Origin of the sequence: Sutterella sp. (assembly GCF_052272535.1) — a bacterium.
Lineage (GTDB): Bacteria > Pseudomonadota > Gammaproteobacteria > Burkholderiales > Burkholderiaceae_F > Sutterella.
In genome coordinates this window covers 1-24,789 of the sequence record NZ_DAVZJY010000002.1, presented here as the reverse complement: position 1 = coordinate 24,789, position 24,789 = coordinate 1, and the positions used below count along the sequence as shown (strand labels likewise).

At 66.9% G+C, this 24,789-nt stretch carries 24 protein-coding genes and 1 tRNA gene; 13 read left to right on the top strand and 12 right to left on the bottom strand.

Annotated features, from left to right (window positions below):
* Positions 1-78 precede the first annotated feature (78 nt).
* The 4 genes from ACT6Y9_RS00435 to ACT6Y9_RS00420 all read right to left on the bottom strand — a co-directional run bounded on the left by ACT6Y9_RS00435 (position 79) and on the right by ACT6Y9_RS00420 (position 4,972).
* Complete coding sequence (locus tag ACT6Y9_RS00435; RefSeq protein ID WP_295480396.1) at positions 79-978, bottom strand: NAD(+)/NADH kinase; 900 nt, start codon at positions 976-978, stop codon at positions 79-81.
* Positions 979-997: 19 nt separating this feature from the next.
* Positions 998-1,759, bottom strand: a complete 762-nt coding sequence (locus tag ACT6Y9_RS00430) for a glycosyltransferase family 2 protein (protein ID WP_443743121.1) — start codon at positions 1,757-1,759, stop codon at positions 998-1,000.
* Positions 1,760-1,843: 84 nt separating this feature from the next.
* The gene (locus ACT6Y9_RS00425) at positions 1,844-2,641 is read right to left on the bottom strand and encodes an enoyl-ACP reductase FabI (protein ID WP_443743120.1); all 798 of its coding nucleotides are present in this window, start codon (positions 2,639-2,641) and stop codon (positions 1,844-1,846) included.
* 210 nt (positions 2,642-2,851) lie between these two features.
* Complete coding sequence (locus tag ACT6Y9_RS00420; RefSeq protein WP_443743119.1) at positions 2,852-4,972, bottom strand: LysM peptidoglycan-binding domain-containing protein; 2,121 nt, start codon at positions 4,970-4,972, stop codon at positions 2,852-2,854.
* A 150-nt stretch (positions 4,973-5,122) separates the two neighbouring features.
* Here ACT6Y9_RS00420 and ACT6Y9_RS00415 point away from each other — a divergent pair, with 150 nt between their 5' ends.
* From ACT6Y9_RS00415 to ACT6Y9_RS00405, 3 genes are all read left to right on the top strand, one after another.
* Complete coding sequence (locus ACT6Y9_RS00415) at positions 5,123-5,899, top strand: class I SAM-dependent methyltransferase (protein WP_443743118.1); 777 nt, start codon at positions 5,123-5,125, stop codon at positions 5,897-5,899.
* Positions 5,896-6,378, top strand: a complete 483-nt coding sequence (gene rnhA / locus ACT6Y9_RS00410; protein WP_295480407.1) for a ribonuclease HI — start codon at positions 5,896-5,898, stop codon at positions 6,376-6,378. Before ACT6Y9_RS00415 ends, rnhA begins: the two co-directional genes overlap by 4 nt.
* A 97-nt stretch (positions 6,379-6,475) precedes the next feature.
* A tRNA-Val gene (locus ACT6Y9_RS00405) sits at positions 6,476-6,550 on the top strand.
* A 167-nt stretch (positions 6,551-6,717) separates the two neighbouring features.
* Here ACT6Y9_RS00405 and fur read toward each other — a convergent pair.
* Complete coding sequence (fur, locus tag ACT6Y9_RS00400; RefSeq protein WP_443743117.1) at positions 6,718-7,197, bottom strand: ferric iron uptake transcriptional regulator; 480 nt, start codon at positions 7,195-7,197, stop codon at positions 6,718-6,720.
* Positions 7,198-7,300: 103 nt separating this feature from the next.
* Between fur and ACT6Y9_RS00395 the strand changes: the two genes are divergently transcribed.
* The 5 genes from ACT6Y9_RS00395 to ACT6Y9_RS00375 all read left to right on the top strand — a co-directional run bounded on the left by ACT6Y9_RS00395 (position 7,301) and on the right by ACT6Y9_RS00375 (position 10,244).
* Positions 7,301-7,864, top strand: a complete 564-nt coding sequence (locus ACT6Y9_RS00395) for an outer membrane protein assembly factor BamE (RefSeq protein WP_443743116.1) — start codon at positions 7,301-7,303, stop codon at positions 7,862-7,864.
* Positions 7,861-8,067: a hypothetical protein gene (locus ACT6Y9_RS00390; protein ID WP_295480414.1), complete on the top strand. Its 207-nt coding sequence runs from the start codon at positions 7,861-7,863 to the stop codon at positions 8,065-8,067. Before ACT6Y9_RS00395 ends, ACT6Y9_RS00390 begins: the two co-directional genes overlap by 4 nt.
* A 17-nt stretch (positions 8,068-8,084) precedes the next feature.
* Positions 8,085-8,480: a cell division protein ZapA gene (locus tag ACT6Y9_RS00385; protein ID WP_443743115.1), complete on the top strand. Its 396-nt coding sequence runs from the start codon at positions 8,085-8,087 to the stop codon at positions 8,478-8,480.
* A gap of 449 nt (positions 8,481-8,929) precedes the next feature.
* Positions 8,930-9,388 carry an EVE domain-containing protein gene (locus ACT6Y9_RS00380; protein WP_443743138.1) on the top strand — a complete coding sequence of 153 codons (459 nt, stop codon included), beginning with the start codon at positions 8,930-8,932 and terminating at the stop codon, positions 9,386-9,388.
* Positions 9,389-9,428: 40 nt separating this feature from the next.
* A complete protein-coding gene (locus tag ACT6Y9_RS00375; RefSeq protein ID WP_443743114.1) occupies positions 9,429-10,244 on the top strand; it encodes a sulfite exporter TauE/SafE family protein in 816 nt (271 codons plus the stop codon).
* A 142-nt stretch (positions 10,245-10,386) separates the two neighbouring features.
* Here the strand turns inward: ACT6Y9_RS00375 and lgt are convergent, their stop codons facing one another.
* Complete coding sequence (gene lgt, locus ACT6Y9_RS00370) at positions 10,387-11,193, bottom strand: prolipoprotein diacylglyceryl transferase (RefSeq protein ID WP_443743113.1); 807 nt, start codon at positions 11,191-11,193, stop codon at positions 10,387-10,389.
* A gap of 268 nt (positions 11,194-11,461) precedes the next feature.
* Here lgt and thiM point away from each other — a divergent pair, with 268 nt between their 5' ends.
* Genes thiM through ACT6Y9_RS00345 form a run of 5 tightly spaced genes read left to right on the top strand, consistent with a single transcriptional unit; the run spans position 11,462 to position 17,568 of the window.
* Positions 11,462-12,262, top strand: coding sequence for a hydroxyethylthiazole kinase (gene thiM / locus ACT6Y9_RS00365; RefSeq protein ID WP_443743112.1), 801 nt, complete (start codon positions 11,462-11,464; stop codon positions 12,260-12,262).
* Complete coding sequence (thiE, locus tag ACT6Y9_RS00360) at positions 12,262-12,927, top strand: thiamine phosphate synthase (RefSeq protein ID WP_443743111.1); 666 nt, start codon at positions 12,262-12,264, stop codon at positions 12,925-12,927. The genes thiM and thiE overlap by 1 nt, the downstream gene beginning before the upstream one ends.
* Entirely contained in the window at positions 12,924-14,618 is a 1,695-nt protein-coding gene (locus tag ACT6Y9_RS00355) for a phosphoethanolamine transferase (RefSeq protein WP_443743110.1), read from the top strand. Before thiE ends, ACT6Y9_RS00355 begins: the two co-directional genes overlap by 4 nt.
* 23 nt (positions 14,619-14,641) lie before the next feature.
* Positions 14,642-16,144 (top strand): DUF2868 domain-containing protein, encoded by a 1,503-nt coding sequence (locus ACT6Y9_RS00350; RefSeq protein ID WP_443743109.1) that lies wholly within the window; start codon positions 14,642-14,644, stop codon positions 16,142-16,144.
* On the top strand, positions 16,108-17,568 hold the full coding sequence (locus ACT6Y9_RS00345; protein ID WP_295480077.1) for a DUF3482 domain-containing protein: 1,461 nt from the start codon (positions 16,108-16,110) through the stop codon (positions 17,566-17,568). The genes ACT6Y9_RS00350 and ACT6Y9_RS00345 overlap by 37 nt, the downstream gene beginning before the upstream one ends.
* 307 nt (positions 17,569-17,875) lie before the next feature.
* Here ACT6Y9_RS00345 and ACT6Y9_RS00340 read toward each other — a convergent pair whose 3' ends face one another.
* From ACT6Y9_RS00340 to tgt, 6 genes are all read right to left on the bottom strand, one after another.
* Positions 17,876-19,462, bottom strand: coding sequence for an LTA synthase family protein (locus ACT6Y9_RS00340; RefSeq protein WP_443743108.1), 1,587 nt, complete (start codon positions 19,460-19,462; stop codon positions 17,876-17,878).
* Positions 19,463-19,510: 48 nt separating this feature from the next.
* Positions 19,511-19,873, bottom strand: a complete 363-nt coding sequence (locus ACT6Y9_RS00335; RefSeq protein ID WP_443743107.1) for a hypothetical protein — start codon at positions 19,871-19,873, stop codon at positions 19,511-19,513.
* Between the two features lie 106 nt (positions 19,874-19,979).
* Entirely contained in the window at positions 19,980-20,912 is a 933-nt protein-coding gene (secF, locus tag ACT6Y9_RS00330; RefSeq protein WP_295480081.1) for a protein translocase subunit SecF, read from the bottom strand.
* A gap of 21 nt (positions 20,913-20,933) precedes the next feature.
* The gene (gene secD, locus ACT6Y9_RS00325) at positions 20,934-22,829 is read right to left on the bottom strand and encodes a protein translocase subunit SecD (RefSeq protein WP_443743106.1); all 1,896 of its coding nucleotides are present in this window, start codon (positions 22,827-22,829) and stop codon (positions 20,934-20,936) included.
* Positions 22,830-23,102: 273 nt separating this feature from the next.
* Positions 23,103-23,447, bottom strand: coding sequence for a preprotein translocase subunit YajC (gene yajC / locus ACT6Y9_RS00320; RefSeq protein ID WP_295480085.1), 345 nt, complete (start codon positions 23,445-23,447; stop codon positions 23,103-23,105).
* A gap of 158 nt (positions 23,448-23,605) precedes the next feature.
* Positions 23,606-24,739, bottom strand: a complete 1,134-nt coding sequence (gene tgt / locus ACT6Y9_RS00315) for a tRNA guanosine(34) transglycosylase Tgt (protein WP_443743105.1) — start codon at positions 24,737-24,739, stop codon at positions 23,606-23,608.
* Positions 24,740-24,789: the final 50 nt, after the last annotated feature.

The following is a 24,789-nucleotide window of genomic DNA, read 5'->3' as shown; positions in this document are numbered from 1 at the left end:
CCTCGGAGCGGCGTCCTCCCGGCCGGAGGGACGCCCGTCGAAGGGTTGGTGGGGAATGAAGGCGGCGCCGCCGGCCGCCTATTCAGGCTTCTCCGGGTGCGGCGCGCGGCGCACGCTCGCCGGGGAGAAGTTCCACTTGAGCTTGCGGCGCAGGAGCTCGAAGTAGTCGTAGTTGAGCGGGTGGAGGAGCTCGATCGTGCGCTCGGAGCGCTCGATCCGAAGAACGTCGCCCGGCACCACGTCGCAGAAGTCCTGCATGTCGAAGTACGCGACCGCGTCGCGGGCGCTCACAAGCTCGATCTCGACGCGCAGATTGGCGGGGATCACGATCGGGCGGTTCGAAAGCGTATGCGGCGCGACGGGAACGAGCTGCACGGCGTCCAGGGTCGGATAGAGGATCGGGCCGCCGGCGGCCAGCGCATAGGCCGTGGAGCCCGTCGCCGTCGAGCAGATGATGCCGTCGGCGGACTGAGCGCTCATCTGCCTGCCGTCCACGTAGATGATGAAGTCCACCATGCCGCCCGCGCGGCCGTGGCTGAAGCCGATGTCGTTGACGGCGAGTCCGTGGAAGATCGGCTCGTCGTGACGCAGCACCGTGCCCTCAAGGAGGTGCTGCCGGCCCGACGAGCATTCGCCGCGCAGCATCGCCGGCAACGTCGTCTCCATGTCTTCGAGCACGACGTCGGTGATGAAACCGAGCCGCCCGGCGTTGACGCCGATGATGGGCTTCTCCCAGGCGGAGATGTCGCGGGCGACGCCGAGAATCGTGCCGTCGCCGCCCAACACGACGGCGACGTCGCAGAGCTCACCCAACTTCATGCGGGGGTAGCCCTTGACGGCGCGCCGGCCGGCGAGCGACGCCGCCGCGCGCTCCTCAAGGAGCACTTCGTAGCCGAGGCTCTCGAGGAGCTTCAGAAGGTGCTCGAGCAGAACGCAGAGACTTTCATTGGGCTTGACGAATACGCCGATTCTCTTCATGACGGGGTCCTGTGCGGCGTCAGAGCTCGCCGGAATAATGCTTGAGGAAGTAGTACTTCACGTACTTCATCATCGTATAGACGGAATTGTTGATCGAGAAGACGAATCCCGCCTTGCCGTCGAGGAATCCCCGGTTGATGAAGTAGATCTTGATGAAGGACCAGATCGGACGGAGCATCACGTCCCGCCAGAACACGACGTTCCGACCTTCCGACAGGTACTTCTCGGCGGAGAGTTCGCTGTAGGTGTTGATCTTGTTCATGTACTGCCGCCAGGTCCGGTACGGGTAGTGGATCATCCCGTCGCCGTGAATGCGCTCAGGCGGGCACTGCACGCGGATTTCCGGATGAACCTGCCCATAGATGCGCACCTTGGTTCTCGGCATCAAGCGGCAGACCCAGTCGGGGCGCATCGTGCCGTGTTCGGCGCAGATGTGCTTGAAGCGGTTGTGCCGCTGCACCCAGTAGGCTTTGTCTTCGCCCGCGGCGCATTCAAGGAGCTTTTTCGCAAGGTCAGGCGTCACGCGCTCATCGGCGTCGAGGAGAAATACCCAATACTGAGTCGCCTGGTCGATGCCGTAGTTCTGCTGGGCCGCCCAGTCTCCGTTGAGGGCCCGGTGGAAGACCTTGGCCCCGTAGGACTCGGCAATCTCGACGGTGCGGTCCGTGCTGCCGTCGTTCACCACGATCAGCTCGTCTGCAAAGGAGCAGCTCTTCAAGCAGGCGTCTAGATTGAGTTCTTCGTTCCGGACGATCAGAACAACGGAAATCCCCTTCTTCATTTTTGATGTTCTCCTTTGCATGCGAAAGGCCCCAGAACGCGCCGCTCCGGAGCCTTTCCCGTCGTTTTTTTTCAGTGCGGATCGTCAGGCCGAAAGGTCTTCGTCCACCGCGACGCCGACGGCATGGAAGCCTGCATCGACGTAGACGATGTCGCCCGTGATGCCGCTCGCGAGGTCCGAGAGGAGAAAGGCCGCGGTGTTGCCGACTTCCTGAATCGTCACCGTGCGCCCGAGGGGAGCGGTCTTCTCCATGATGTGGAGCAGCTTGCTGAAGTCCTTGATGCCCGAAGCGGCGAGCGTCTTGATGGGGCCCGCGGAAATGGCGTTCGCGCGGATCCCTTCGCGGCCGAGGCTCGCGGCGAGGTAGCGGGTGGAGGATTCAAGCGCGGCCTTGGCGAGACCCATCGTGTTGTAGTTGGGAACGACGCGCTCGCCGCCGAGATAGGTGAGCGTGAGGGCCGAAGCGGGGCGCCCCTTCATGAGCGGCAGGAACGCCTTGCAGAGCGCGGGATACGAGTAGGCGGAGATGTCGAGCGCCGTCTTGAAGGCGTCGCGGGAGAGGCCCTCGAGGAAGTCGCCGGCGATCGCCTCGCGGGGCGCGAAGCCGATTGAGTGAACGAGACCGTCGAGCGCGCCCCACTTTTCTTCAATCGTCTTCACGGCGGCGGCGATCTGATCATCCTGCGTGACGTCGAGCGGCATCACGATGTCGCTGCCGAATTCGGCCGCAAAGCCCGTGAGGCGCTCGCGGAAGCGTGTGTCGGAATAGGAGAAGGCGAGCTCGGCGCCCTCGCGGCGGCAGGCCTGGGCGATGCCGTAGGCGATGGAGCGGTTGGAGATCACGCCCGTGATCAGAATCTTCTTGCCGGAGAGGAATCCCATGCTGGTTCTCTGTTGTTAAAGCGTAATGGGGGTCGAAGAGGACTGCGGCGCGGCAGCGCCGCATGCGCCTCCGGCGCCCCCGGGAAATCATTCGGGGAGCACGCGGGGCTCCCCAGTCCAAAAGATTATTTTAGGGGGAAGCACCGGCAGACCGCTAGAAGATGATGCGTGGTTGCGGGAGCGCCCTGAAGCCGGCGAAGCGTGAGGCGCCTACGGAAGGCGCAGCGTCTGACCGACCGAGAGCCGGTTCGAGCTGAGGTTGTTGAGGCGCTTGATCACCGCAATCGTCGTGCCGGCCGAACGCGCGATCTTCGAGAGCGTGTCGCCCGACTTCACCCGGTACGTGCGCAGGTCCGTGGGGTTCTTCTGCGGCAGGCGCGCGGAGGTGGCGGGAAGCACGAGCCGGTCGCCGACCGCAAGGTTCGACGTGCGCAGGCCGTTCGCCGCACGGAGCTTCTCGACGGTGGTGCCGTACGTTGCGGCGACCTCCGAGAGCGTGTCGCCCGAGCGCACGATGTGGTGCGCCGCGGAGGGACTCCCGGCGGTCGCGGGCTGCACGGGCGCCTTCGGGGCGTCGCCCTCCGGGATCTCCAGTCGGTCGCCCACCTTGAGGGCGGTCGTAGCGAGGCGGTTCTGCCGCCGCAGCTTCAGCACCGACACGCCGTAGCGGTCCGCGATGGAGGAGAGCGTGTCGCCCGAGCGCACGGTGTAGATCACCGTCTCGGAGCGCACGGGCGCGGCATCGTCCACGCCCGCCTTCGGGATGCGCAGGCGCTGGCCCTGCCGGATGGCGTTGCCGGAGATGCGGTTCGTCATCCTCAGATCGCCCACGGAGACGCCGTACTTCTTCGCGATCGAGAAGAGCGATTCACCCGCGCGCACCGCGTGAATGGCGTGGCCGCCCGAAGACGCGGTCTTGGCGGAGCCCGCGGAAGCGGTCAGGATGGGCGAGCGCGCGACGTTGGGGACCGTGAGGACGAGGCGCTGCCCGACGCGCAGCCGGTCGCTTCTCAGGCGGTTCGCCCGCACGATCGAGCCCGCGGTGATGTGCCAGCGGCGGGCGATCGAGGAAACCGTGTCGCCCGAACGCACGCGGTAGGTGACGCGCCTCCAGGTCGTAAGCGGCGAGAGCCGCAGGCGGGCGTCGGCCTCCTCGGCCGAGATGTCCACCTGCTCGTCGCCCTCGGCGAGCACGAGGAGCGTGGAGTTGGCGAGCACCCTGCGCCCTTCGGGAATGCCGTTCACCTCGCGCAGGAAGGACTCGGTCATGCCGGCGCGCTCGGCGACGGCGGCGAGCGACTCGCCCTCCTTGAGCTTGTAGGTGGACCAGCGCGACAGGGGCTGGCCCGAATCCATCCAGCTCGCGAGGTTGTCCACGAAGAAGTCGAGCCGGTCCGCCGGCAGGAGCATCACGTTGTTGTGGGACGCGACGATCACGGGAAGCTTGAAAGAGGGGTTGAGCGCCCGGAACTCCTTCTCTGGCATGCCGGCGAGCTCAGCGGCCGTCTTGAGGTCGATGTCGCGGGGCTTCGTCACGCGCACGAAGAAGGGCTCGTTGCCGACGTCGGGAAGCTCGATGCCGTACTTGCCCGGATTGGTCACGATGCGCTTGATTGCCTCGAGCTTCGGGACGTAGTTCGCCGTTTCGCGCGGCATCTTGAGGTGGGCGTAGTCGGCCGGCTGCCGGCGGGCCTCGGCGCGCCTCACCGCCCGCTGCACGGACCCTTCGCCCCAGTTGTAGGCGGCGAGCGCGAGCTGCCAGTCGCCGAAGAGGCCGTGGAGGTATTCGAAGTAGTCGAGCGCGGCGCGCGTGCTCTCGAGCACGTCCCGGCGGTCGTCGCGCCAGAGGTTCTGCTCGAGCGAATAGTTCCGCCCGGTCGCAGGCATGAACTGCCAGAGGCCGGAGGCCTTCGCGCGCGAAAGGGCTTCGGGCTGGAAGGCGCTCTCGACGAACGGAAGCAGCGCGAGCTCCGTGGGGAGCCTTCTCGCCTCAACCTCCTCGACGATGTTGTAGAGGAACTGGCTCGCCCGCATCGCCATGCGGCGCACGTAGTCCGGATCCTTCGCGTAGAAATCCGTCCACCGGTCCACCGCGGCGGAATTGAGTTCGGGCACGCCGAAGCCGGAGCGGATGCGCACCCAGACGCTCGAGGGCGCCTCCTGTTCACGCGCGAGCGCTGCTTCGGTTGCCGCCTCCTCGACCTCAACCCCGGCGGCTGCGTCGGAGTCCGCCGCAGCCGCTTCGGCATGCGCCGGCGCGGACGCGAGCGAGGCGAGGGCGCCGAGCAGAAGAAGCGGAAGGCGGAGCGGACGAAGGACGGGCACGGACATGAGCGGCAACAGAATGAGGATGACGGACGGGGAGAGAAGTCCTGCGGAATTCGCTAATCTTAATGTCCGTGCGCGCCCTCGCCCGCCCGCAGGCGACCTGCGGCGCGCGCCGGCGCGCCTTTTCGCAACCAATTGTTAGCCGACTCCTCAATGTCCGACCGACTCACCTTCAATGCGTTTCTCTCCACCGCCCCCGGAGAGCTCCTGCAGGAATGGGAGCGCGCGGCCTATGCGGAGGAGACCTCGGACGTCTTCGGCGCCGCGGCGCTGCAGATCGGCATGCCGCAGATCGATACGCTCGCGGAAAACCGCATGCAGTCGCACTGGCTGATCGAGTCGCGCGAAAACGTCTCCATCCCGGTGTCGAACGCAAACCGCATCGTGGCGCTCCCGGAGATGCTCCCCGTCGCCGACGAGTCGGTGGACCTCGTCACGCTCCCCCACGCGCTCGACTTCACCGCACGCCCGCAGCAGGTGCTTCGTGAAGCGGTGCGCGTCCTCGAGCCCGAGGGGCGCCTCATCCTCACGGCCTTCAACGCCATGGGGCTCTGGTGGCTGCGGCAGCAGTCGGTGAAGCTCGGGCTCAGGCCCTACCTCCCCTCCGACCTCGCGCCGATCTCGTTCTACCGGCTTCGGGACTGGCTCTCGCTCCTCGGGCTCGAAGTGGACGGCGGGCGCTTCGGCATCTACGCACCGGCCCTGCGCACGCTCAAGCGCCTGAAGGCCTGGTCGTGGCTCGACAAGGCGGGAGACCGCTGGGCGCCGCAGTTCTCCAACGTCATCCTCCTCTCGGCCGTGAAGCGCACGCCCGGCCCCCGCATCGTCAACTGCGAGGCGCTCAGGAAGCTCTCCGACGCCGTTCCCGCCACCGGCGTGCCGGCGGCCTCGTCCTCGGCCACCACCCTCAAGAAGAACACCTCCTCATGACCAACTCCACCTCCGCGCAGCCCAGAGCCCTCGAGATCTGGACCGACGGCGCGTGCAAGAAGAACCCCGGCGTCGGCGGCTGGGGCGCCTACCTCGTCTGGGGCGAGCACGCGCTCGAGCTCTACGACGGGTCGGAACTCACCACCAACAACCAAATGGAGCTCTCGGCCGTGATCGCCGCGCTCTCGGCCGTGAAGCGCCCCTGCCCGATCATCCTCCACACGGACTCGAGCTACGTGAAGGACGGCATCACGCGCTGGATCCACGGCTGGAAGCGCAACGGCTGGCGCACGGCCGACAAGAAGCCCGTGAAGAACGCCGAGCTCTGGCAGGCGCTCGACGCGCTCGCCTCGCGCCACCAGATCGAATGGCGCTGGGTGAAGGGACATGCGGGCGACCCGGGCAACGAAAAGGCCGACCAACTTGCCAACCTCGGCGTCGAGGTCGCCAAGGGCCTGCGCCCCGCGAAGCTCCGCTGAGGCGCTCAGCGCAGGGCGGGATACCGCAAACACGGTATTATTTACCGAATCATTTGCAAAACCGCTCGACTTCTGTAGAATTCCCCTTCTCGCAAATGCGCGGTTAGCTCAGGGGTAGAGCACTGCCTTCACACGGCAGGGGTCACTGGTTCAATCCCAGTACCGCGTACCAGAATTCTTCAAGGCCTGCTTCTTCATCGGAAGCGGGCCTTTTGTTTTCTCAGCGCTGAGAGCCGCGAAAAAAAAGGAGCCGCGGAGAGCTCCCTCATTCGGGGCTCCGGGCTCCTTCGCCGCTCCGTGCGCGCATTCGCGGGCGGAGTCTGGGCGGGACGGGAGGCCTCAGACCTCTGCGTCCTCGTCGTGGTGGTGCGTCTTCTCGCGGCACTCCTGGCAGACGCCGTAGAGCACGAGCGAGTGGTCGGTCATCTCGTAGCCGAGACGCGTGGCGACCTGACGCTGGGCCTTTTCGATCTCCGGATCGACGAACTCCTCGACCTTCCCGCAGCGCACGCAGACGATGTGGTCGTGGTGGCGGCCCTCCTGCAGTTCGTAGGTGGCGCGCCCTTCGTCGAAGTGGTGGCGCACGAGGATGCCGGCGTTCTCAAACTGAGTGAGCACGCGGTAGACCGTCGCGAGACCGATGTCGCTGTTTTCGTTCAGGAGAAGCTTGTAGACTTCCTCAGCGGAGAGATGGCGCTTGCCGACCTCCCGGGACTCGGAAAGCTTCTGAAACAAATCGAGGATCTTGAGGCGGGGCACTGTAACCTTGAGCCCCATGGTCTTCAAGTCGGCGGACTGCTGCTTTTGAGTTTCCTTCACGGCAAAGCTACCCTGTCTGAGTTCTTTGGGTTCTTTATCATACGGGGTCAGGGCTCACCGATGAAGAGTCCCCGGCCTGCATTCCACATTTTAATTCGGTTTTATGTTGAAGCGACAAATCCTTCTCCTCGCCGCCGTGCTCACGGGCGCTGCGGGACTGAGCGGCTGCACCACGGTGACCGACACCGTCTCGAGCGCCTGGGACGGCGCGACCAGCTGGGTTCCCTACGTCCTGAAGCCCTACCGCGCCGACGTCCATCAGGGCAATCTCGTTACGAGCGAGATGGCGCTGCAGCTTGAAAAGGGAATGACCGACGCGCAGGTGCAGTTCCTCCTGGGCGTGCCGCTCGTGCAGGACCAGTTCCATGAAGGACGCTGGGACTACGTCTACTACCTGCAGCGCGGCGACGGCGACACGCAGATCCGGCGCCTGACGGTCTACTTCAACGAGGACCGCCGCGTGGACCACTGGACGTCGGACCCGATGCCCGACGAGCAGCAGGCCGACCAGCTCATTTTCGGCACGATCCGCTCCTTCGAGCCGCGCCCGCCGAAGGTCTTCGTGCCCGCCGCACAGCCTGCGACCGCCCAGACGGAGAGCGCGCCTCAGGAGAGCGGGACTGCGCCGGCCGAGTCCGTGCCTCAGAAGGATGGGACCGCACAATGAATCAGGAACTCGCACGGCTGCGCACGCTCATCACGCAGCTCGCCCAACGTCTGCAGAGCGAGCGCGACGCGCGCATCCAACTCACCAATCAGCTCGCGGTGCGCGACGGTGAATTGAAGCGCGCCCGCGATCAGCTCCATGAAATGAAGCGCAAGATCGACGCCATGTGCTCGAGCCTGCGCGACACCAACGGCAACGCCTGAGAAGGAGACGGACCGTCATGTCCGAAGTCACCGTCACCATTTTCGACCGCCCCTACCGGCTCGCCGTCTCGTCGGGCGAGGAGGAGCTCCTCAAGTCCTGCGCCCGGGACGTGGACGCGCAGATGCAGGCCGTGCGCTCCGCGGGCCGCGTGATCGGCAACGAACAAATTGCGGTCCTCACGGCGCTCGAGCTCGCCTACGACGCGAAGAAGCGCAGCCACGAGGCCGAGGCGCGCGCCGCCGCGCCCGCCAGCGCCGCCGAGGCTGCTCACGCCGCGCCCGCGGCGGAGGTCCTGCGCCGGAGCGCCGAGCAGGAGGCCGAGAAGGAGGAAATGCTCGCGGAGATCAAGGCGCTCTGCCAACTCTGCGAGGAGGCGCTCTACCGCGACGCCAAGATGGGTACGCTCTTCTGACGCGCTTTTCACAAGCGTGTTTGTCCGCCCCTTTACAAGGGCGGCGGACCGGGTACAATGGAATCAGTCCTGCGGTGGCAAGCATCCGGGCTCCAAGGTACCTAGAACCAATGCCTCGTGCAATAGGTTGGCCTACTCGAGAGCCGATGGAGTGCCGGTCACGCCGTGTCCAGCCCGTTCCGCTCCGGAGCCGACCGCCCTGAACTCCCGGTTCAGGATACGTAGCCCCGCCCCACTGCAGGTGCCTCATTCGAGAGGGCAGACCCCGCAAAGGTCTGCCCTTTCTGCTTTCTGCGTATTCTCGCGCGGCTTCCGGCGCACCCGGGCGCTCCGGACCGCCCGTCCTTCTGGAAGGAGAACCGGACATGACCGAAGCCGTCACGCCCCACGCCGTCCGCACCCGCGAAGACCTCCACGAGCTTCTCGAATCGGCGCACGCCTGCTGGCTCATGAAGACCGAGCCCGGCGAATGCTCGATCGACGCCGTGATGCACGCCCCCAGCCGAACCGTCTCCTGGTTCGGTGTTAGGAACTATCAGGCGCGCAACTTCATGCGCGACGCCATGCGCCCGGGCGACGCCGTGCTCTTCTACCACTCGAGCTGCCCCCACCCCGGCGTCGCCGGCATCGCGCGGATCGCCTCCGGGCCGCACCCCGACGAATGCCAGTTCGATGCTAATAGCGGCTACTACGACCCCAAAAGCTCACGGGAAGCCCCGCGTTGGGTCGTCGTGGACGTTGAAGGACTCATTAAGATTCCTCTTGTCCCGATCGCCGAGCTACGCGCACGGCCGGAGCTCTCCGGCATGCGGATTCTGCAGCGCGGCAACCGGCTCTCGATCACGCCGGTGACGAAGGAGGAGTTCCGATTCATCGCCGACCATCTGATCCAGTTCCCGCGCGACTAAACCAAAAACACACGCACCCTCAACCAAAAGACTATTCCTCATGACCATTCAGATCATCCTCGCCCTGGCGGCGCTCGGATGCTGCACGGGCTTCCTCGCGGGCCTGCTCGGCATCGGCGGCGGCATGGTGCTCACGCCCTTCCTCACGCTGCTTCTCTCCTACGCCGGGATCCCGCTCGAGCACATCGTGCACGTCGCGATCGCGACCTCGATGGGCACGATCCTCTTCACCTCGATCTCCTCGGTGCGCGCGCACGCAAAGCGCGGCGCGGTGCTCTGGAACGTCGTCTTCTCAATGGCGCCGGGCATCCTCGTCGGCGCCGTGCTGGGCGCGCAGATCTCGGGCGCTCTGTCGACCTTCTGGGTGGCGATGATCTTTGCGGTCTTCGTCTACGCCTCTGCTCTCAAGATGCTTCTCGGCGCCAAGCCCACGCCCTCGCGCCATCTGCCCGGCATGGCCGGCATGTTCGGCGTCGGCACCGGCATCGGCGTCATCTCCGCCCTCGTAGGTGCGGGCGGCGGCTTCATTTCGGTGCCGTTCATGACGTGGTGCAACGTCAAAATGCACAACGCCGTGGGCACCTCCGCCGCGTTCGGCTTCCCGATCGCCTTCGCCGGCACCATCGGCTACATCATCAGCGGCTGGAGCATCGACACGCTCCCGGGCTGGCCCTACACGATCGGCTACATTCATCTTCCCGCGCTCCTCTGCGTCGCGGCGACGAGCGTCTTATTCGCGCCCTTGGGCGCCAAGACCGCCCACGCCATGGACACGAAGCCTCTGAAGCGCATCTTCGCCTGCATGCTCCTGCTGCTCGCGAGCTACATGCTCTACAAGGCCGTGAGCGCGCTTTGATCTAAAGGCGCCTCCTCGACGCTCCTGCGGCGCGGCCTTCGGGCCGGGCCGCAGACCATTCGGGCCGGGATCCCTCAGGGACCCGGCCCGATTTGTCTGAATGCGCCCGCAGGGGCGCACCCCGCCGTTCCCCCTTGCCGAACTACCCTGCGTCCGGGCTCTTCGCCCGCTGTCCGACCCAGATCCAGACCGCCGCACCAACGATGAAGAGCGGGAGCGTGAGCCACTGGCCGCGCGAAAGCCCGAAGGCCTGGAGCCCGAGGAACGCATCGGGTTCGCGGAAGAATTCGCTCGCGAAGCGCGCAACGCCGTAGCCGACGGCAAAGAGCGCGGCCGTTCTGCCGACGGGCCTGGGCTTTCTGGAGTAGAGCCAGAGCAGGATGAAGAGCGTCAGTCCTTCAAGTCCGGCCTCATAGAGCTGCGAGGGGTGGCGCGGCACGCCGCCGTCCCCGGCCTGCGGGAAGATCATCGCCCAGGGAAGATCGGGTGAGGCGGGCCGCCCCCAAAGCTCCCCGTTGATGAAGTTCCCGAGGCGCCCGAAGAAAAGCCCCAGGGGGACGAGGGGCGCGACGAAGTCCGCCACGCGCCAGAAGCCGATCCCCTTCATGCGCCCGTAGAGGAACATCACGATAAGGACGCCGATCAACCCGCCGTGCGCGCTCATGCCGCCGTGCCACATCTGCAGGATCTCCGCGGGGTGCGCGGCGTAGTAGTCGGGCTGATAGAAGAGGCAGTAGCCGAGCCTGCCGCCCAGCACGACGCCGAAGACGCCCCAGAAGAGCATGTTCTCGACGTCGTTCTGCGTGACGCCGCGCCAGTCGTCGAGCGCGCGCCGGCGCCCGAGGAGCCAGAAGGCGAGGAAGCCCAGAAGGTACATGAGGCCGTACCAATGGACGCCGACGGGGCCGACCGCAACGGCGATCGGATCGAACTGGGGGTGGATGAGCATGACGGGGGTTCGTGGAGGTGGAGGTGGAGGTGGAGGTGCGCGGCAAGGCGCCCGCCATCGGCGGCGCAGGCCGGACGGCCGGGCGATTCTTCAGGGAGGAGTCATTCTAGCGGCGGGCGCCGGGGCCTCCGCCGGAGCGCGCCCCGAGCGTGCTTTTCCGGGTGTTTCCGGGCGCTGCCGCGGGGTTCGGGCGCTGTGCTACTGTAGGACGCTTTTTCCCAAAAACCGGGCGGCTCCGCCGCCCGCCCACAAGGACCCGTCCACGACCATGCAGATCACGCCCGTCACTCCTGAAGCGCTCGCCCGCACGCTTGAAAAAATGCGCGCCGCGCGCCCCCTGGTGCACTGCCTCACGAATGAAGTCGTGCAGGAGATAACCGCCAACGTGCTCCTCGCCGCGGGTGCCTCGCCCGCGATGGTCGTGGCGATGGACGAAGCGCCCGGGTTTGCGCGCATCGCGGGCGGCGTTCTCGTCAACGTGGGCACCCCCGTGCCGGAGTGCCTCGCCGTGATGCAGGCCTGCGCCAAAGCTGCGAACGAAGCCGGCCGCCCCTGGGTACTCGACCCCGTCGCCGCGGGCGTGATGCCCTGGCGCGACGGCGAGATCCGCAGGCTCCTCGCGCTCAAGCCCGCGGTGATCCGCGGGAACGCAAGCGAAATCCTCGCGCTCGCCGGCGCCGGCAAGGGCGGCAAGGGTGTGGACAGCACGGATTCGAGCGCCGCGGCCGTCGACTCCGCCCGCGAACTCGCCCACCGAACGGGCTCGGTCGTCTGCGTCACGGGCGAAACCGACTACGCCACCGACGGCAGCCGGGTACTCTCCGTCTCGGGCGGCAGCGTCATGACGACGCTCGTAGTGGGTACCGGGTGCTCGCTCTCGGCTCTGGTCGCCGCCTTCGCGGCGGTTGAATCCGACCGCACGCTCGCCGCCGTCGCGGCCTGTGCGCTCGCCAAGCGCGCGGCCTCCCTCGCCGCCCGCACCGCCAAGGGCCCGGGGAGCTTCCACAACGAATACCTCGATGCGCTCTACGCGATCCAGCCCGCCGACTTCCTCAGAGAGGCGCTCTGATGCGGCTTCCCTCCCTCACGCTCTACGTCGTGCTCGACCCGGACCTCTCGGAACGCTCGGGCGGCCTCATCCCGACGGCGCTCGCCGCCGTCCGCGGCGGTGCGTCCATCCTGCAGCTGCGCGCCCCGGCCTGGAAGAAGCGTTGCTTCGTCGAGGCCGCGCGGGCGCTCAAAAAGGCGCTCGCCGAGGCCCCGGCGCTTCCGCCCACGCCCCTTATCATCGACGACCACGCGGACGTCATGCTCGCGGCGGGCGCCGACGGACTTCACGTCGGCCAGGACGACCTCCCAGTCGAGGACGCCCGGCGGCTGATCGGCGCGCAGCGGATCCTCGGGCTTTCCGCGGGGAGCCTGGAGGAGCTCGGGAGCGCCCCTGCGGCGTTGGTCGACTACTACGGCGTGGGCGCGGTCTACTCGACTCAGACGAAGAAGGACGCGGGCGACGCCATCGGGCTCGGGGGCCTCAGGCAGGTGGTCGAGGCCGCACATGCGTGGGGGAAGCCCTGCGTCGCGATCGGCGGCATTCATCTCGAGAACGCCGCCGACGTCGCCCGGACGGGCGTAGACGGCGCCGCGGTCATCTCCGCCGTCTGCGGGCGGCCCGATCCGGAGGCCGCCGCCCGGGCGCTTCTCGCGCAGTTCCTCGCTGGAGTCCCCCGCGGATGACGCCGGCCGCCGGCCTCCTTTCGCCTTCGGGGCGCACCGCGCTCGCGGGCCTCGCCCTCATCGTCCTCCCCGCCGGGCTCTACCTTCTTTCGGGCGACGTGAAGCGCGCTCTGCAGATCAGCGTCCTTGCGCTCCCCTTCGCTGCGGCGGCCCTCGCCGCCCCGGGCGCCTCCGGCCTCCTCCGTTGGAGCCTGCGCGCCTTCGCGCTGTTGGGATTTCTCGTCCTCACGCTCGACGCGGGCGTGCGGGACTTTTTGAAGTGGGTCTACGTCGCCGAGCCGATGTCGACCTTCGTGCTCGAAGCGGCGGCGAACACGTCCGCCGAAGAAGCCCTCGGCTTCTTCGCCGCCCAATGGCCGGCGCTCCTCCTCTGGGCGGGCGTCTCGGCCGCCGCGTTCGCGCTGGAGGCGCTCCTCGTCATGAGGACGGCGCCTGCGGCGCCGATGCGCCCTGCCCTCCGTTGGTCGTGGCGCGCCCTGCTGCTCGTTCTCTTCGCCGCCCTCCTTCTGGCGCTCGCCAAACCCACCTGGCGCGGCCACCTTCCCTTCTGGTTCTGGCCGCACTGGGTGCGGGAGACGGCCGAGCTTCAGGCCGACTGGCGGAGCGCCGAAGCAGCGAAGCGCCGCGAGCTCGCGACGGCGCAGGCGCTGCTTGCGGACGTCTCGCACGAACCGCAGACGATCGTGCTTGTTTTGGGCGAGAGCACCTGCCGGGACAACTGGAGTCTCTACGGCTACGCGCGGGCGACGACCCCGCGGCTCGAAGAGGCGGCGCGGACCGATCCGGGCCTTGCCGTCGTGCGGCGTGCTTGGTCCGTCGACGCCGCGACGGTCGGGGCCTTCAACTCCATGCTCACATTCCCCGTATCCGCCCCGGGCATCGCCGCACGCAGGCGCAACGACCCGGCGGACGGCATGGAGGGCGGCAACGTGCTCGCCTTCTTCGCCGCGGCCGGTTGGCGGATCGAATGGCTCTCCAATCAGGACGACCGTGCGATCAACTCCCGCTACGCGGGCTGGGCGGCAGACTCCACGTTCCTCAACCGCATGACCGGGCGCACGAGCGTGTCGCTCGACGGCGCTCTCCTACCCCATTTCGAGCGCGCGCTCTCCAATCCGGCGCCGAGGAAGCTGATCGTGGTCCACTTGATCGGCGCCCATCCGCACTATTCGCTGAGGTATCCCAAGCGCCTCGCCCCCGACTGGGGTGACGATCCGGTGAAGGCCCATCTTTGGGCGCTCGGGCGCTCCCCCTGGGTCGTGATCTCGCGGAATCAGTACGACGCGGCGATGCGCTACCAGGACGAGGTGGTCGCGAAGCTCCTCGATCTCACGCGGCGCCGTGCGGACGACTCCGGCGTCGAAACCGAGTGGCTCTACCTCTCCGACCATGGTCAGGAGACGGGTGAGACGATCAACCGCGCGGGCCACTCGACGGCGACGCCGGCGGGCTACCGCGTGCCGATGCTGATGTGGTCCGCCGCGAGCGGCGTCTTCAAGGCTTTGGAGGAGAAGCCCTTCCGGACCGACCGGCTGAGTCCACTCCTTCTCTCGCTCGCCGGCATCCACTGGCGGGGCGAGGATGAGCGGGAGGTGTTCACCTCCGGCCGCTACCAATGGGCGCCCCCCGTACTCGGTGCCCGAGACCCGACGATGCCTCCCGCCCGCGCCCCGTCGATAGAATCGAAGTGACTTCTTCACCACCCGCAGCCGACATGACCTCTCCCGACGCCGCCTCCCCAACGCTCCTCTCCCTTGCTCCCGCCGAGGCCGAGGCGCTCCTCAAGGCCGAAGCCCTCGAGGCCGATCCGCCCGAAGGCTGGAGCGCGGCGGACGCGGCGGACGCCTCCCGCGATGCGCTCGCCGTGGCGGGCGACAAGGCTGCACCCGAGGCGTTTCTCACGACGCGCGCGCGGCTCGTGCTCTCGCGCATGGCGGAGGGTTCCGCCGCCGCGCGCAAGCGCGCGGCCTTCAGCGCGCCCGCCGTCCCCGAACCGCTCCTCAAGGGGCTCGCCGCGGTCGTGGTCTTCCTCGGCTTCTTCACGGGCGCCGTCATCGATCAGCTCTCGAGCTCGGGCGCCGTACTGAACCTCCTCTCACCTCCGTTCCTCGGGCTTCTTCTCTGGAACGTCGTGGTGGTGCTGCTCGCCCTCTGGGCGCTCTGCCGCCCGGACGCACTGGGGTCTGGGCTGTCGCACGCCGCAGCCCGCACGCTCTCCTCGGCCGCCTCTCTGCGGCTCTCCGCCAATTCCGCAAAGAGCGCCTTTACGAAGGCGTGGCTGCCGCTTCTCATCCCCGCGCTCGCCTGGCGCGTGCGCGCGACGCTCCATTTGGCCGCGCTCGCCTTCGGCGTCGGCGTGGCCGTGAGCCTTCTCGTGCGCGGCGTCGGCACGGCCTACACGGCCGGTTGGGAGAGCACCTGGTTCGCCGGACGGCCCGACGTCGTCGCGGACATCCTCCACGTGCTCTACGGCTGGATCCCGGCGGCGCTCCCCGGTCTGGAGGCGCTCCCCGGCGCGCAGGAGCTCGCCGCGATGAACCTCACTACGGGTGCGGCCGCTCCGGGTGCGCCCTGGCTCGCCCGGATGATCTGGCTCATCGTTCTGATCGTGATGATTCCGCGTGCGCTCCTCGTCTGGGCTGCACTCTTCAAGGCCGGGCGCGCCGCCCGCACGCTGCGCCTCTCCTTCGACGCCGGCCGGCTCGCCCGCCTTGAGCGGGAGGCCGCTCCCCTCTCGAGCAGCCGCACGCTCGTGATCCTCGGCTCGACGGACGCCGAAGGCCCCGCCGCAGAGGACGGCGCCCTCGTCGAGCGACGCGTGGTGGACGTCTGGAGCGCACCCGACTTCCCCGACCTTGCCGCGATCAAAATCGGTCCCTCGGACTCCGTCGTCCTTGCGCTCGATCCGGCGCAGACGCCTGAGGACGAGGTGCACGGCGCCCTCATCGACGCGCTGCGGGCGAAGACCCGCAGCCTCCGGCTCTTCCTCGACTTCGGTGCGCTTAGGCGGCGCTTCTCCGGCACGCAGGAGCGCCTCGCCGCCCGGCGCGCTCTGGGAGCACTTCGCCGCGGGCCGCGGCGTCCCCGTGACCGTCGCGGGAATGTCTGCGGATGCCGGCGAGGAGAGCGGGCGATAATTGAGGTTCGTCCTCGACACGCATTTCTTTCCCTCCCGCGTCCATGCTTTCTTCTCCGGATCCCCTGCGCATTCATCTGAGTCTCGTGAGCCACACGAACATCGGCAAGACGACGCTCGCGCGCACGCTTCTCATGCGCGACGTGGGCGAAGTCGCCGACCGCGCGCACGTGACGGAGACGACGGACGACTACGTGCTCGCCCGGGGCCCGGACGGCTCCGAACTCGTGCTCTGGGACACGCCGGGGTTCGGCAACTCCGTCGCGCTCGCCCGGCGTCTCGAAGGGCGCTCCAACCCCGTCGGGTGGCTGCTCTCCGAAGTCTGGGACCGCTTCACCAACAAGGCCTTCTGGCTCGATCAGCGCGCCGTCGCCCACATCCGCGACGTCTCGAGCGTCGTGCTCTATCTCGTCAACATCGCGGAGCTCCCCGAGAAGACGCCCTACATCGGCGCGGAGATGAAGATCCTCTCCTGGATCGGCAAGCCCGTCGTGGTGCTCCTCAACCAGATGGGGCGTCCTCAGGAGCCCGAGAAGGAGGCGGCCGCGGTGGACGCCTGGCGGCGTTCGCTCGCGCCCTACGGTTTCGTGAAGAGCGTCCTGCCGATGGACGCCTTCGCGCGCTGCTGGATTCAGGAGGAGCGGCTCTTCAACGCCATCGGCGAGGCGCTCCCCGACGACAAGAAGGCCGCCTACCGCACGCTTCAGTCCGTCTGGCGCCGCAGCCGCCAGGCGGCCTACGCCGGGTCCGTGGACGCCATGGCGCGCCACCTCCGGCACGCCCTCGCGGGCCACGTTGAGCTGCCCGCTCCGTCCCTCAAAGACCGGGCGATCCACATGGGGCGGCGCTTCGGCTTCTTCAAGAACGAACACGACGCGCTCGCCGACGCGCAGGCGGCGCTCGCCGCTCAAGCCGCCGACGGCTTCTGCTCGCTCACCGGCCGCCTCATCCGCATCAACGGCCTCAAGGGCGCGGGCGTTTCCAAAGAAATCTTCCGCCGCATGAAGACCGACTGGAACCTCGCCGTCTACTCGATCGACCCGCAGAGCGCGGCGGCGATCGGCACCGGCATCGGCGCGGCTTCCGGCGCCGCTGCCGGACTGGCCGTGGACCTCTCCACCGCCGGGCTCTCGCTCGGCGTCGGCACGCTGATCGGGGGTTTGATCGGCGCCGTGGGCGGCATCGGCGCCGCGCACGCCTACAACATCACCCGCAGGAAGGCGGGCGCCGAGCTCTCCTGGAGCGACGACGCCGTCACGGGGTTTCTTCTGGAGGCCGTGCTCCTCTACCTCGCCGTCGCGCACTTCGGGCGCGGGCGCGGAGACTGGGAGGAGAGCGAGTCGCCCGAATTCTGGAAGGAGGCCGCGCAGAAGGCGATCGGCGAGGAGAAGTTCTCCTGGGCGGAGCTCCGTGCGCTTCCCCCCGACGAGAGCGTGGCGGCGATCACTCCGCGGATTGACGCCGTGCTGAAGCGGATCTTTGCGGCGCTCTACGGCGAAGGTTGACGGCCGGCGGCGGCAGCGCCGCCTCTGTATGCGTCAGCCGCCGGTGCGGAGGAATTCAAAATACTTCCTCGCCGTTAAAAGGCCGATGAGGAGCTCGCGCTCCGAATTCCGGAACTGGTCCACCCAGACATGGGCGTTGCGGCGGATTTCCGCACACGCCTCCGGCGTGCGCCGCATACCACCGGATCTTCTCTTCGAGATCCTCGAAGTCGTCGCAGATTTCGGTGTAGTGGCGTCCGGCCTCGAGCCGTCCCTCCATGAACCAAATCTCAATAGAGTCCTAATTTTTCACTTGTAGCCAGTTCGCTTAGGGATACAGAACACCCAACCGCACTGTGTAGTCGGCAAGCGCCCGTTCGGCCCTCGCCGCGTCGCCCATGCGTGCGGTCTCCTCACTGCAGACCGCCTCACCCACGAGCCGGTCGTTCTTCCAGCGCAAGCAGGAGAAGGCGCCGCCGGCGTTCAGCTCGACCGCGCCCCAGGAGCCGATCGCAAATCCGCGGCTGCTGAGGGAGGAGAAGGAGAGCACGAGATCGAAGTCGTCCTTGGCGAAGAGGTTGCGGCCTTCATGAAGCGCGGGCGCAAGCCCGAGCGCCAGTCCCTTGAGCGTCGGGAACATGTCGCGGTGCCCGGCCCATCGAGTCGTGTCGGCGGTCGCCTTCACCGCGCTCCAGGCGTCAGGCAGCCAGAAGAGGAGCGGCACGCCGCGCATGTGCTGCAGGTACTCGGGCGACGTGTAGTTGAGGCGCGAATTGTGGTCGCCCGTCGCCGCAATGATGGTTCTTCCGCCCAATGCGCCCGCACGGACGTCGTGCACGAAGTTCCCGAGCGCATTGCTCGAATACTGGTACGTCTCCATCATGCTGCGGATGAGCACCGGGTCCGACTTGTCCACGAAGGCGGGCAGCGCCTTGACGTCCACGGGCGCCGTCTTGTCCCCGTCGGGCACGCGGTGCGGCGGGTGGTTCGTCGCGGAAAGGATCAGAAGGAAGAGCTTCTCGCCCTTCTTGTCGGCCTCCGCGAGGAGCTCCCCGGCCTTTTTGAACATCCACCTGTCGCCGATCCCCCAGGTCCCGACCTCCGCCTCGGGGAAGTCCTTCGCAAGCTGAACGGCGCCGATCACTTCGTCGAACCCCTGGAGAGGAAAGTTGACGTCGACTTGACGCCAGGTTTCCGTGCCCGCCGTGAGATAGACCACTTTGTAGCCGGCCTGCTTGAAGTCGAGCACCTTGCTGAAGGGGAAGGGCTGGCGGCCGTAGCGGCTTTGGGTCAGGGGCGAGAGCGGCGTGTCGAAAAGAAGCCCTTCGAGCGAGGGGAAGGTGCCGTTCTCAACGCTGACCGCGTTCCGGAAGACCACGGCGTGCTCCAGCTCCGGCGCGAGCGCTCCCAGGGTGTCGTTTTCCGGGAGATGGTGGGACTCGAAGATGTCGCGTCCCATCGACTCCATGACCGCGAAAACCACGTGGGGCTTTTCGGCCGGAACAGGGAACGGCGCTTCAGGGCGGCGGAGCGCCGAAAGAACGCCTTCGGCCTCCTGCTTCGTCCTGAAGCCCATGTCGGTGAGCGCCGCGTCTGCGCCTCCCTTGAATTCGAGCGCCTTCTGTCCCTTCCAGGCTTCGTAGAGCGAGGCCGCACCGCCCGGAACGGCGGCGTTCACGAAGGCGTGCGTGGAGACGGCGTAGTCCTGTTGGCGCAGAGGAAACTTGCCGAAGCTCCCTCGGATGAGCCCGACCAGAGCGACGGTCATGACGAGCGCCGCGACGGAGAGCGTGATCACCCCCCTAAGGCCGAGGACGGTGCCGGAAGCGCCGCACCCGGCAAAGAGACGGCCCGCGCCCCAGGCGCAGGCGGGCGCAAAGCAGACGGCGGCCGCGAAGACGACGAGGTAGCGCACGACCGGCCAGTCCTTCCAGATGGTCGCGATGATCGCCTTCGTGTCGTCCTACAGGAACCCGAAGATGATCGGGCTGATCGGCGTGCCGTAGAAGGCGTAGTAGCCGAAGTTCACGACGGCGACGATGAGCATGACCGCCGCACCGACAGCGCCCAACACCTTGGCGGCGCCCCAAAAGACGGGCTTCCAAAGACCGAGAAGCACAAAGGCCCAGGCGGGAGCAAGGAGGATGCCCGTCCACTTGGCGTCTACGCGCAGCCCCATCCAGAGCGCCGGCAGGCAGTCGTTCCACGAGACGTCGGCGGGTTTGTAGACGCCGCAGAAGACCCCTCTCACGACGAAAAGAAAGAGCAGCGCGGCCGCATAAAAGACGGCGCTTTGAAGAAGTCTGCGGGCAGGTCTCGACATCATGGCGAACATTCTCTTGAGGTGGGATTCAGCCAAAGGAAAAGCCCCGCGGTCCGGTCAAGGCGCCTCGGGGCTGTAAGGATATGCGTTGAGCTCTTGGGGTGTGCGCTTAGGGCACCATTTCCTCAAGATCCTCCTTCTTCTTGGGCTTCACGAGGTCCTCGCGCTTCACGCCGAGGTAGAGCGCGATCGCCGCGGCAACGAAGACGGACGAGTAGACGCCGAGCAGGATGCCGATCGTGAGCGCGAGCGCAAAGTAGTGCAGCGCCGGACCGCCGAAGAAGAACATCGAGAGCGTCATGCAGAGCGTGGACGTGTGCGTGATCACCGTTCGGGAGATCGTCGCCGTGATGGCCGAGTTGATGACCTCCATCGAGTCGGCGCGGCGCATCGTGCGGAAGTGCTCGCGCACGCGGTCGAAAATGATCACCGACTCGTTCACGGAGTAGCCGAGGACCGCGAGCACGGCGGCGAGAACCGGGAGCGTGAACTCCCAGTGCATCACCGAGAAGATGCCCACCACGATCACGATGTCGTGGAGGTTCGCGATGATCGCGGCCACCGAGAACTTCCACTCGAAGCGGAAGGCGAGGTAGATCATGATGCCGATCACCACGAGGGCGAGCGCCGTGCCGCCGTCACGTGCGAGCTCGTCGCCCACCTGGGGGCCGACGAACTCCGTGCTCTTGAGGACGACGCCCGGCTCCTTCGCCTGCAGGACCTTCATCACCTCGGCGGCGACCTGACCGGAGGTCTGCCCCTCCTTGGTCGGGACGCGGATCACGACGTCGCGAGCGGTGCCGAAGGTCTGCACGAGCACTTCGTTGGAGACTTCGGCGAGGTCTTGTCGGATCTGTTCGGTCTGCGCGGGCTGGGGGTAGTTCACCTCGAGCTGCGTGCCGCCCGTGAATTCGATCGAGAGTGCGAGGCCGTGGGTGAAGAGCCAGTACACGGCGACGAGGAAGCTCACGAGCGAGATGGCGTTCAGCACATGGCGGTAGCGCATGAACGGGATGGTGCGGTGGATGCGGAAGAATTCCATTTTTCTTTTGCCTCCCTCGGATTACTTCGCCTGAGCCTTCTTGGGGTCCGGACGCCAGATCTGGCCGATGTGGACCGCGGTGAGCTTCTTCTGGCGGCCGTAGATCAGGTTGATCATGGCGCGCGAGACGATCACGGAGGTGAAGATGGAGGTGCCGATGCCGAGGCAGTGCACGACGGCGAAGCCGCGCACCGGACCGGAGCCGAAGATGAGGAGCGCGAGGCCGGCGATGAGCGACGTGATGTTCGAGTCGAGAATCGTCGCGAAGGCGCGTTCATAGCCCTCGCTGATGGCGGTCTGCGGCAGTCTGCCGATGCGCAGCTCCTCGCGCACGCGCTCGTTGATGAGCACGTTCGAGTCCACCGCCATGCCGAGCGTGAGCGCGATGGCCGCGATGCCCGGCAGCGTCAGGGTCGCCTGGAGCATCGAGAGGATGGCGATCAGCATCATCACGTTGCAGATGAGCGAGATCGCCGAGACGACGCCGAAGACCTGGTAGTAGAGCGCCATGAAGACGGCGATGATGATGAAGCCGTAGAGGGTCGAGCGGAAGCCCGCCTCAATGTTCGCCTCACCGAGGCTCGGGCCGATCAGACGCTCCTCGACGATCTCCATCGGCGCGGCGAGCGAGCCCGCGCGCAGCACGAGGGCCGTGTCGGTCGCCTCGATCGTGGTCATCTGACCGGAGATCTGCACGCGCCCGCCGCCGATTTCCTGACGGATCACCGGGGCCGTGACGACTTCGCCCTTGCCCTTTTCAAAGAGCAGGATCGCCATGCGGCGGCCGACGTTTTCGCGGGTCACCTCCTGGAAGATGCGCGCGCCGCGGTTGTCGAGCTCGAGGTTGACGGTCGGCTCCTGCGTCTGGCTGTCGAACCCCGGCTGGGCGTCGTTGAGGTTTTCGCCCGTGAGGATCACGCGGCGCTTGACGAGGATCGGACGGCCGTCGCGGTCGTTGAACTTCTCGTCGCCGAAGGGGACGCTGCCCTGGGCGAGCTGCGCGAGCGCTTCGGGCGAATCGTCCACGAGGCGCACTTCGAGCGTGGCCGTGCGGCCGAGAATGTCCTTCGCCTTGGCGGTGTCCTGCACGCCCGGGAGCTGCACGACGATGCGGTCCGCGCCCTGTTGGGCGATCACGGGCTCGGCGACGCCGAGCTCGTTGATGCGGTTGTGCAGGGTCGAGATGTTCTGCTTCAACGCGTAGTTCTGGACGTTCTGGATCGCCTTCTGCGAGAGCGTCGCGCGGATCAGGTACGGCGCCTTTGAGGCTTCGGGCAGATCAAGCACGAGGTCGGGCTGCGTGTTGCGCAGCAGGTCGTTCGCGCGGTCGCGCTCCTCGGCCGTTGCGAAGCGCACCTCGACGTCGTTGCCGACGCGGCTGATGCCGGTGTGGCGGATGCGCTTGTCGCGCAGCTGCGTGCGCAGGTCGGCCGCGATCGCCTCGGCGCGCTTCGTGATCGCCGCGCGCATGTCCACCTGCAGCAGGAAGTGCACGCCGCCGCGGAGGTCGAGGCCGAGGTACATCGGCAGCGCGTTGATCGAGAGGAGCCAGCGCGGGGTGTTCGGCACGAGGTTGAGCGCCACGATGTGCGTCGGATCCTTCGGATCGGCGTTGAGGGCGCGTTCGATCGCCTCGCGGGCGCGCAGCTGCTCTTCGGTCTGGGTCGGATCAAAGCGCACGCGGATCGTGTTCTGCTGCGCGCCCTGTTCGTAGAAGACGCCGTTGGGCTTGAGGTTCGCCTGAGCGAGCGCGTTCTCGACCTGCGAGAGCGTTTGCTCGGTCACCTTCACCGTGGCCTTGCCCGAGGTCACCTGCACCGCAGGCGACTCGCCGTAGAAGTTCGGCAGCGTATAGACGAGCCCGATCAAGAGCACGACGCCGATCAATATGTATTTCCAGAGAGGATAGCGATTCATGGTTTTCGCTCTTCTCCACGTCGGGATGGGTTGAAGAAACTTTTTGGCTCCGGAGCGTCCGGGCGTCCCGGCACCCGCCGCTCTTGAGTCCGCCTTGCCGGAGCGCAAGCGGGCTTCGAAAGAGGCCTCGCTCATGGGAGGTCCCGCCCTTTCGAAGCCCTTCGCCCGTCTGGGGGACGCATGAGCCCTGAGGGCGCGCCGCCGATCCTCCACAAAGGAGAGGCCCGGCGTCGATCGGATGCCGGGCCTGCTGCTGAACTGCGCGCGCGTCGATCAGAACTTGACCGTGCCCTTCGGGAGCACCATCTGAACGGCCTGACGCTGCATGCGGATGACGACGGGCTTGCCGTCAACGGACGCAACCTGCAGGCTGATCGACTGGTCGTCCACCGAGTCGATGCGGCCGGAGATGCCGCCCATGGTCATCACTTCGTCGCCCTTCGCGAGCGCCTCACACATCTTGGCGTGCTCCTTTTGGCGCTTCTGCTGCGGACGGATGAGGAAGAACCAGAAGACCGCAAAAATGACGATGAGCGGAACCACCTGAACGAGGAACCCCTCCATACCGCCGGCGGCGGCCGCTTCGCCGGCTGCCACGGCATCGCTGATGAAAAGCATGTGCACTCCAAATGAATGTGAAACCCTGAACGCGCGCCGAAGTTTTGGAGCGAATTCAGGCCCCCAGTGGGGGAGTGGGGAAATTATACGGAGCTCCCGCGGCAATAAGGCTTAACGCGCGGGGCCTTTCGAAGCCCCGCGCGGCGGCCTCACCGCCCTCATTCGATCCCGCGGGCGCGGTTCGCGTGGAACTCCGCCTTCCACTCCTCGAACCGCCCGGCGTCGAGCGCGTCGCGCATTTCACGGGCGAGCGTGAGGTAGTAGTGGAGGTTGTGGATGGTGTTGAGCCGGGCGCCCAGCATCTCACCCACCTTGTGAAGGTGGTGGAGGTAGGAGCGGCTGAAGTTGCGACACGTGTAGCAGGTGCACGTGGGGTCGAGGGGCCTCAGGTCGCTGCGGTACCGGCTGTTCTTCAGCTTCACGTCGCCGAAGCGCGTGAAGAGCCAGCCGTTGCGCGCATTGCGCGTGGGCATCACGCAGTCGAACATGTCGATGCCGCGCGAGACGCCGTCCACGAGGTCCTCCGGAGTGCCCACGCCCATCAGGTAGCGCGGCCGGTCCTCGGGGAGCTTCCACGCGATCTCGTCGAGGATGCGGATCATCTCCTCCTTCGGCTCGCCCACCGAAAGGCCGCCCAAGGCGTAGCCGTGGAAGCCGATCGCCTTCAGGCCCTCGAGCGACTCCTCGCGCAGGTGCTCGAACATGCCGCCCTGCACGATGCCGAAGAGCGCGTTGGGGTTCTCAAGGCGCTCGAACTCGTCCTTGGAGCGCTTCGCCCACCTGAGGCTCATGCGCATCGAGGCGCCCGCCTCGGCTTCGGTCGCCGGACGGTCGCCGATTTTGTAGGGCGTGCATTCGTCGAGCACCATCACGATGTCGGAATTGAGCGTCTTCTGGATCTGCATCGAGATCTCGGGCGAGAGGAAGAGCCGGTCACCGTTGATGGGGCTTTGGAACCTCACGCCTTCCTCGGTGATCTTGCGCAGTTCGCCGAGGCTGAAGACCTGGAAGCCGCCCGAGTCGGTGAGAATCGGCTGGTCCCACTGCATGAAGCCGTGCAGCCCCCCGTGCGCGCCGATCACTTCAAGACCGGGGCGCAGCCACAGGTGAAAGGTGTTGCCGAGGATCGTCTGCGAGCCCACCTCCTTCAATTCAAAGGGGGCCATCGACTTCACGGCGCCGTAGGTGCCGACCGGCATGAACATCGGCGTCTCGACCGTGCCGTGATTGAGCGTGAGCGTGCCGCGGCGGGCCTTGCCGCACGTGGTCTTGACCTGGAAGCTGAATGCCATTTGCTCTGGTTCCGTTGCGCAGGGGTTCTGAAGGGGTGATGGGGGGGGGG

What these genes read in the sequence shown, in the direction of transcription:
- ACT6Y9_RS00435 (WP_295480396.1), bottom strand. Translation starts at nt 978, where the DNA reads ATGAAGAGAATCGGCGTATTCGTCAAGCCCAATGAAAGTCTCTGCGTT.
- ACT6Y9_RS00430 (WP_443743121.1), bottom strand. Translation starts at nt 1,759, where the DNA reads ATGAAGAAGGGGATTTCCGTTGTTCTGATCGTCCGGAACGAAGAACTC.
- ACT6Y9_RS00425 (WP_443743120.1), bottom strand. Translation starts at nt 2,641, where the DNA reads ATGGGATTCCTCTCCGGCAAGAAGATTCTGATCACGGGCGTGATCTCC.
- ACT6Y9_RS00420 (WP_443743119.1), bottom strand. Translation starts at nt 4,972, where the DNA reads ATGTCCGTGCCCGTCCTTCGTCCGCTCCGCCTTCCGCTTCTTCTGCTC.
- ACT6Y9_RS00415 (WP_443743118.1), top strand. Translation starts at nt 5,123, where the DNA reads ATGTCCGACCGACTCACCTTCAATGCGTTTCTCTCCACCGCCCCCGGA.
- rnhA (WP_295480407.1), top strand. Translation starts at nt 5,896, where the DNA reads ATGACCAACTCCACCTCCGCGCAGCCCAGAGCCCTCGAGATCTGGACC.
- ACT6Y9_RS00395 (WP_443743116.1), top strand. Translation starts at nt 7,301, where the DNA reads ATGTTGAAGCGACAAATCCTTCTCCTCGCCGCCGTGCTCACGGGCGCT.
- ACT6Y9_RS00390 (WP_295480414.1), top strand. Translation starts at nt 7,861, where the DNA reads ATGAATCAGGAACTCGCACGGCTGCGCACGCTCATCACGCAGCTCGCC.
- ACT6Y9_RS00385 (WP_443743115.1), top strand. Translation starts at nt 8,085, where the DNA reads ATGTCCGAAGTCACCGTCACCATTTTCGACCGCCCCTACCGGCTCGCC.
- ACT6Y9_RS00380 (WP_443743138.1), top strand. Translation starts at nt 8,930, where the DNA reads ATGAAGACCGAGCCCGGCGAATGCTCGATCGACGCCGTGATGCACGCC.
- ACT6Y9_RS00375 (WP_443743114.1), top strand. Translation starts at nt 9,429, where the DNA reads ATGACCATTCAGATCATCCTCGCCCTGGCGGCGCTCGGATGCTGCACG.
- lgt (WP_443743113.1), bottom strand. Translation starts at nt 11,193, where the DNA reads ATGCTCATCCACCCCCAGTTCGATCCGATCGCCGTTGCGGTCGGCCCC.
- thiM (WP_443743112.1), top strand. Translation starts at nt 11,462, where the DNA reads ATGCAGATCACGCCCGTCACTCCTGAAGCGCTCGCCCGCACGCTTGAA.
- thiE (WP_443743111.1), top strand. Translation starts at nt 12,262, where the DNA reads ATGCGGCTTCCCTCCCTCACGCTCTACGTCGTGCTCGACCCGGACCTC.
- ACT6Y9_RS00355 (WP_443743110.1), top strand. Translation starts at nt 12,924, where the DNA reads ATGACGCCGGCCGCCGGCCTCCTTTCGCCTTCGGGGCGCACCGCGCTC.
- ACT6Y9_RS00350 (WP_443743109.1), top strand. Translation starts at nt 14,642, where the DNA reads ATGACCTCTCCCGACGCCGCCTCCCCAACGCTCCTCTCCCTTGCTCCC.
- ACT6Y9_RS00345 (WP_295480077.1), top strand. Translation starts at nt 16,108, where the DNA reads ATGCTTTCTTCTCCGGATCCCCTGCGCATTCATCTGAGTCTCGTGAGC.
- ACT6Y9_RS00335 (WP_443743107.1), bottom strand. Translation starts at nt 19,873, where the DNA reads ATGATGTCGAGACCTGCCCGCAGACTTCTTCAAAGCGCCGTCTTTTAT.
- secF (WP_295480081.1), bottom strand. Translation starts at nt 20,912, where the DNA reads ATGGAATTCTTCCGCATCCACCGCACCATCCCGTTCATGCGCTACCGC.
- secD (WP_443743106.1), bottom strand. Translation starts at nt 22,829, where the DNA reads ATGAATCGCTATCCTCTCTGGAAATACATATTGATCGGCGTCGTGCTC.
- yajC (WP_295480085.1), bottom strand. Translation starts at nt 23,447, where the DNA reads ATGCTTTTCATCAGCGATGCCGTGGCAGCCGGCGAAGCGGCCGCCGCC.
- tgt (WP_443743105.1), bottom strand. Translation starts at nt 24,739, where the DNA reads ATGGCATTCAGCTTCCAGGTCAAGACCACGTGCGGCAAGGCCCGCCGC.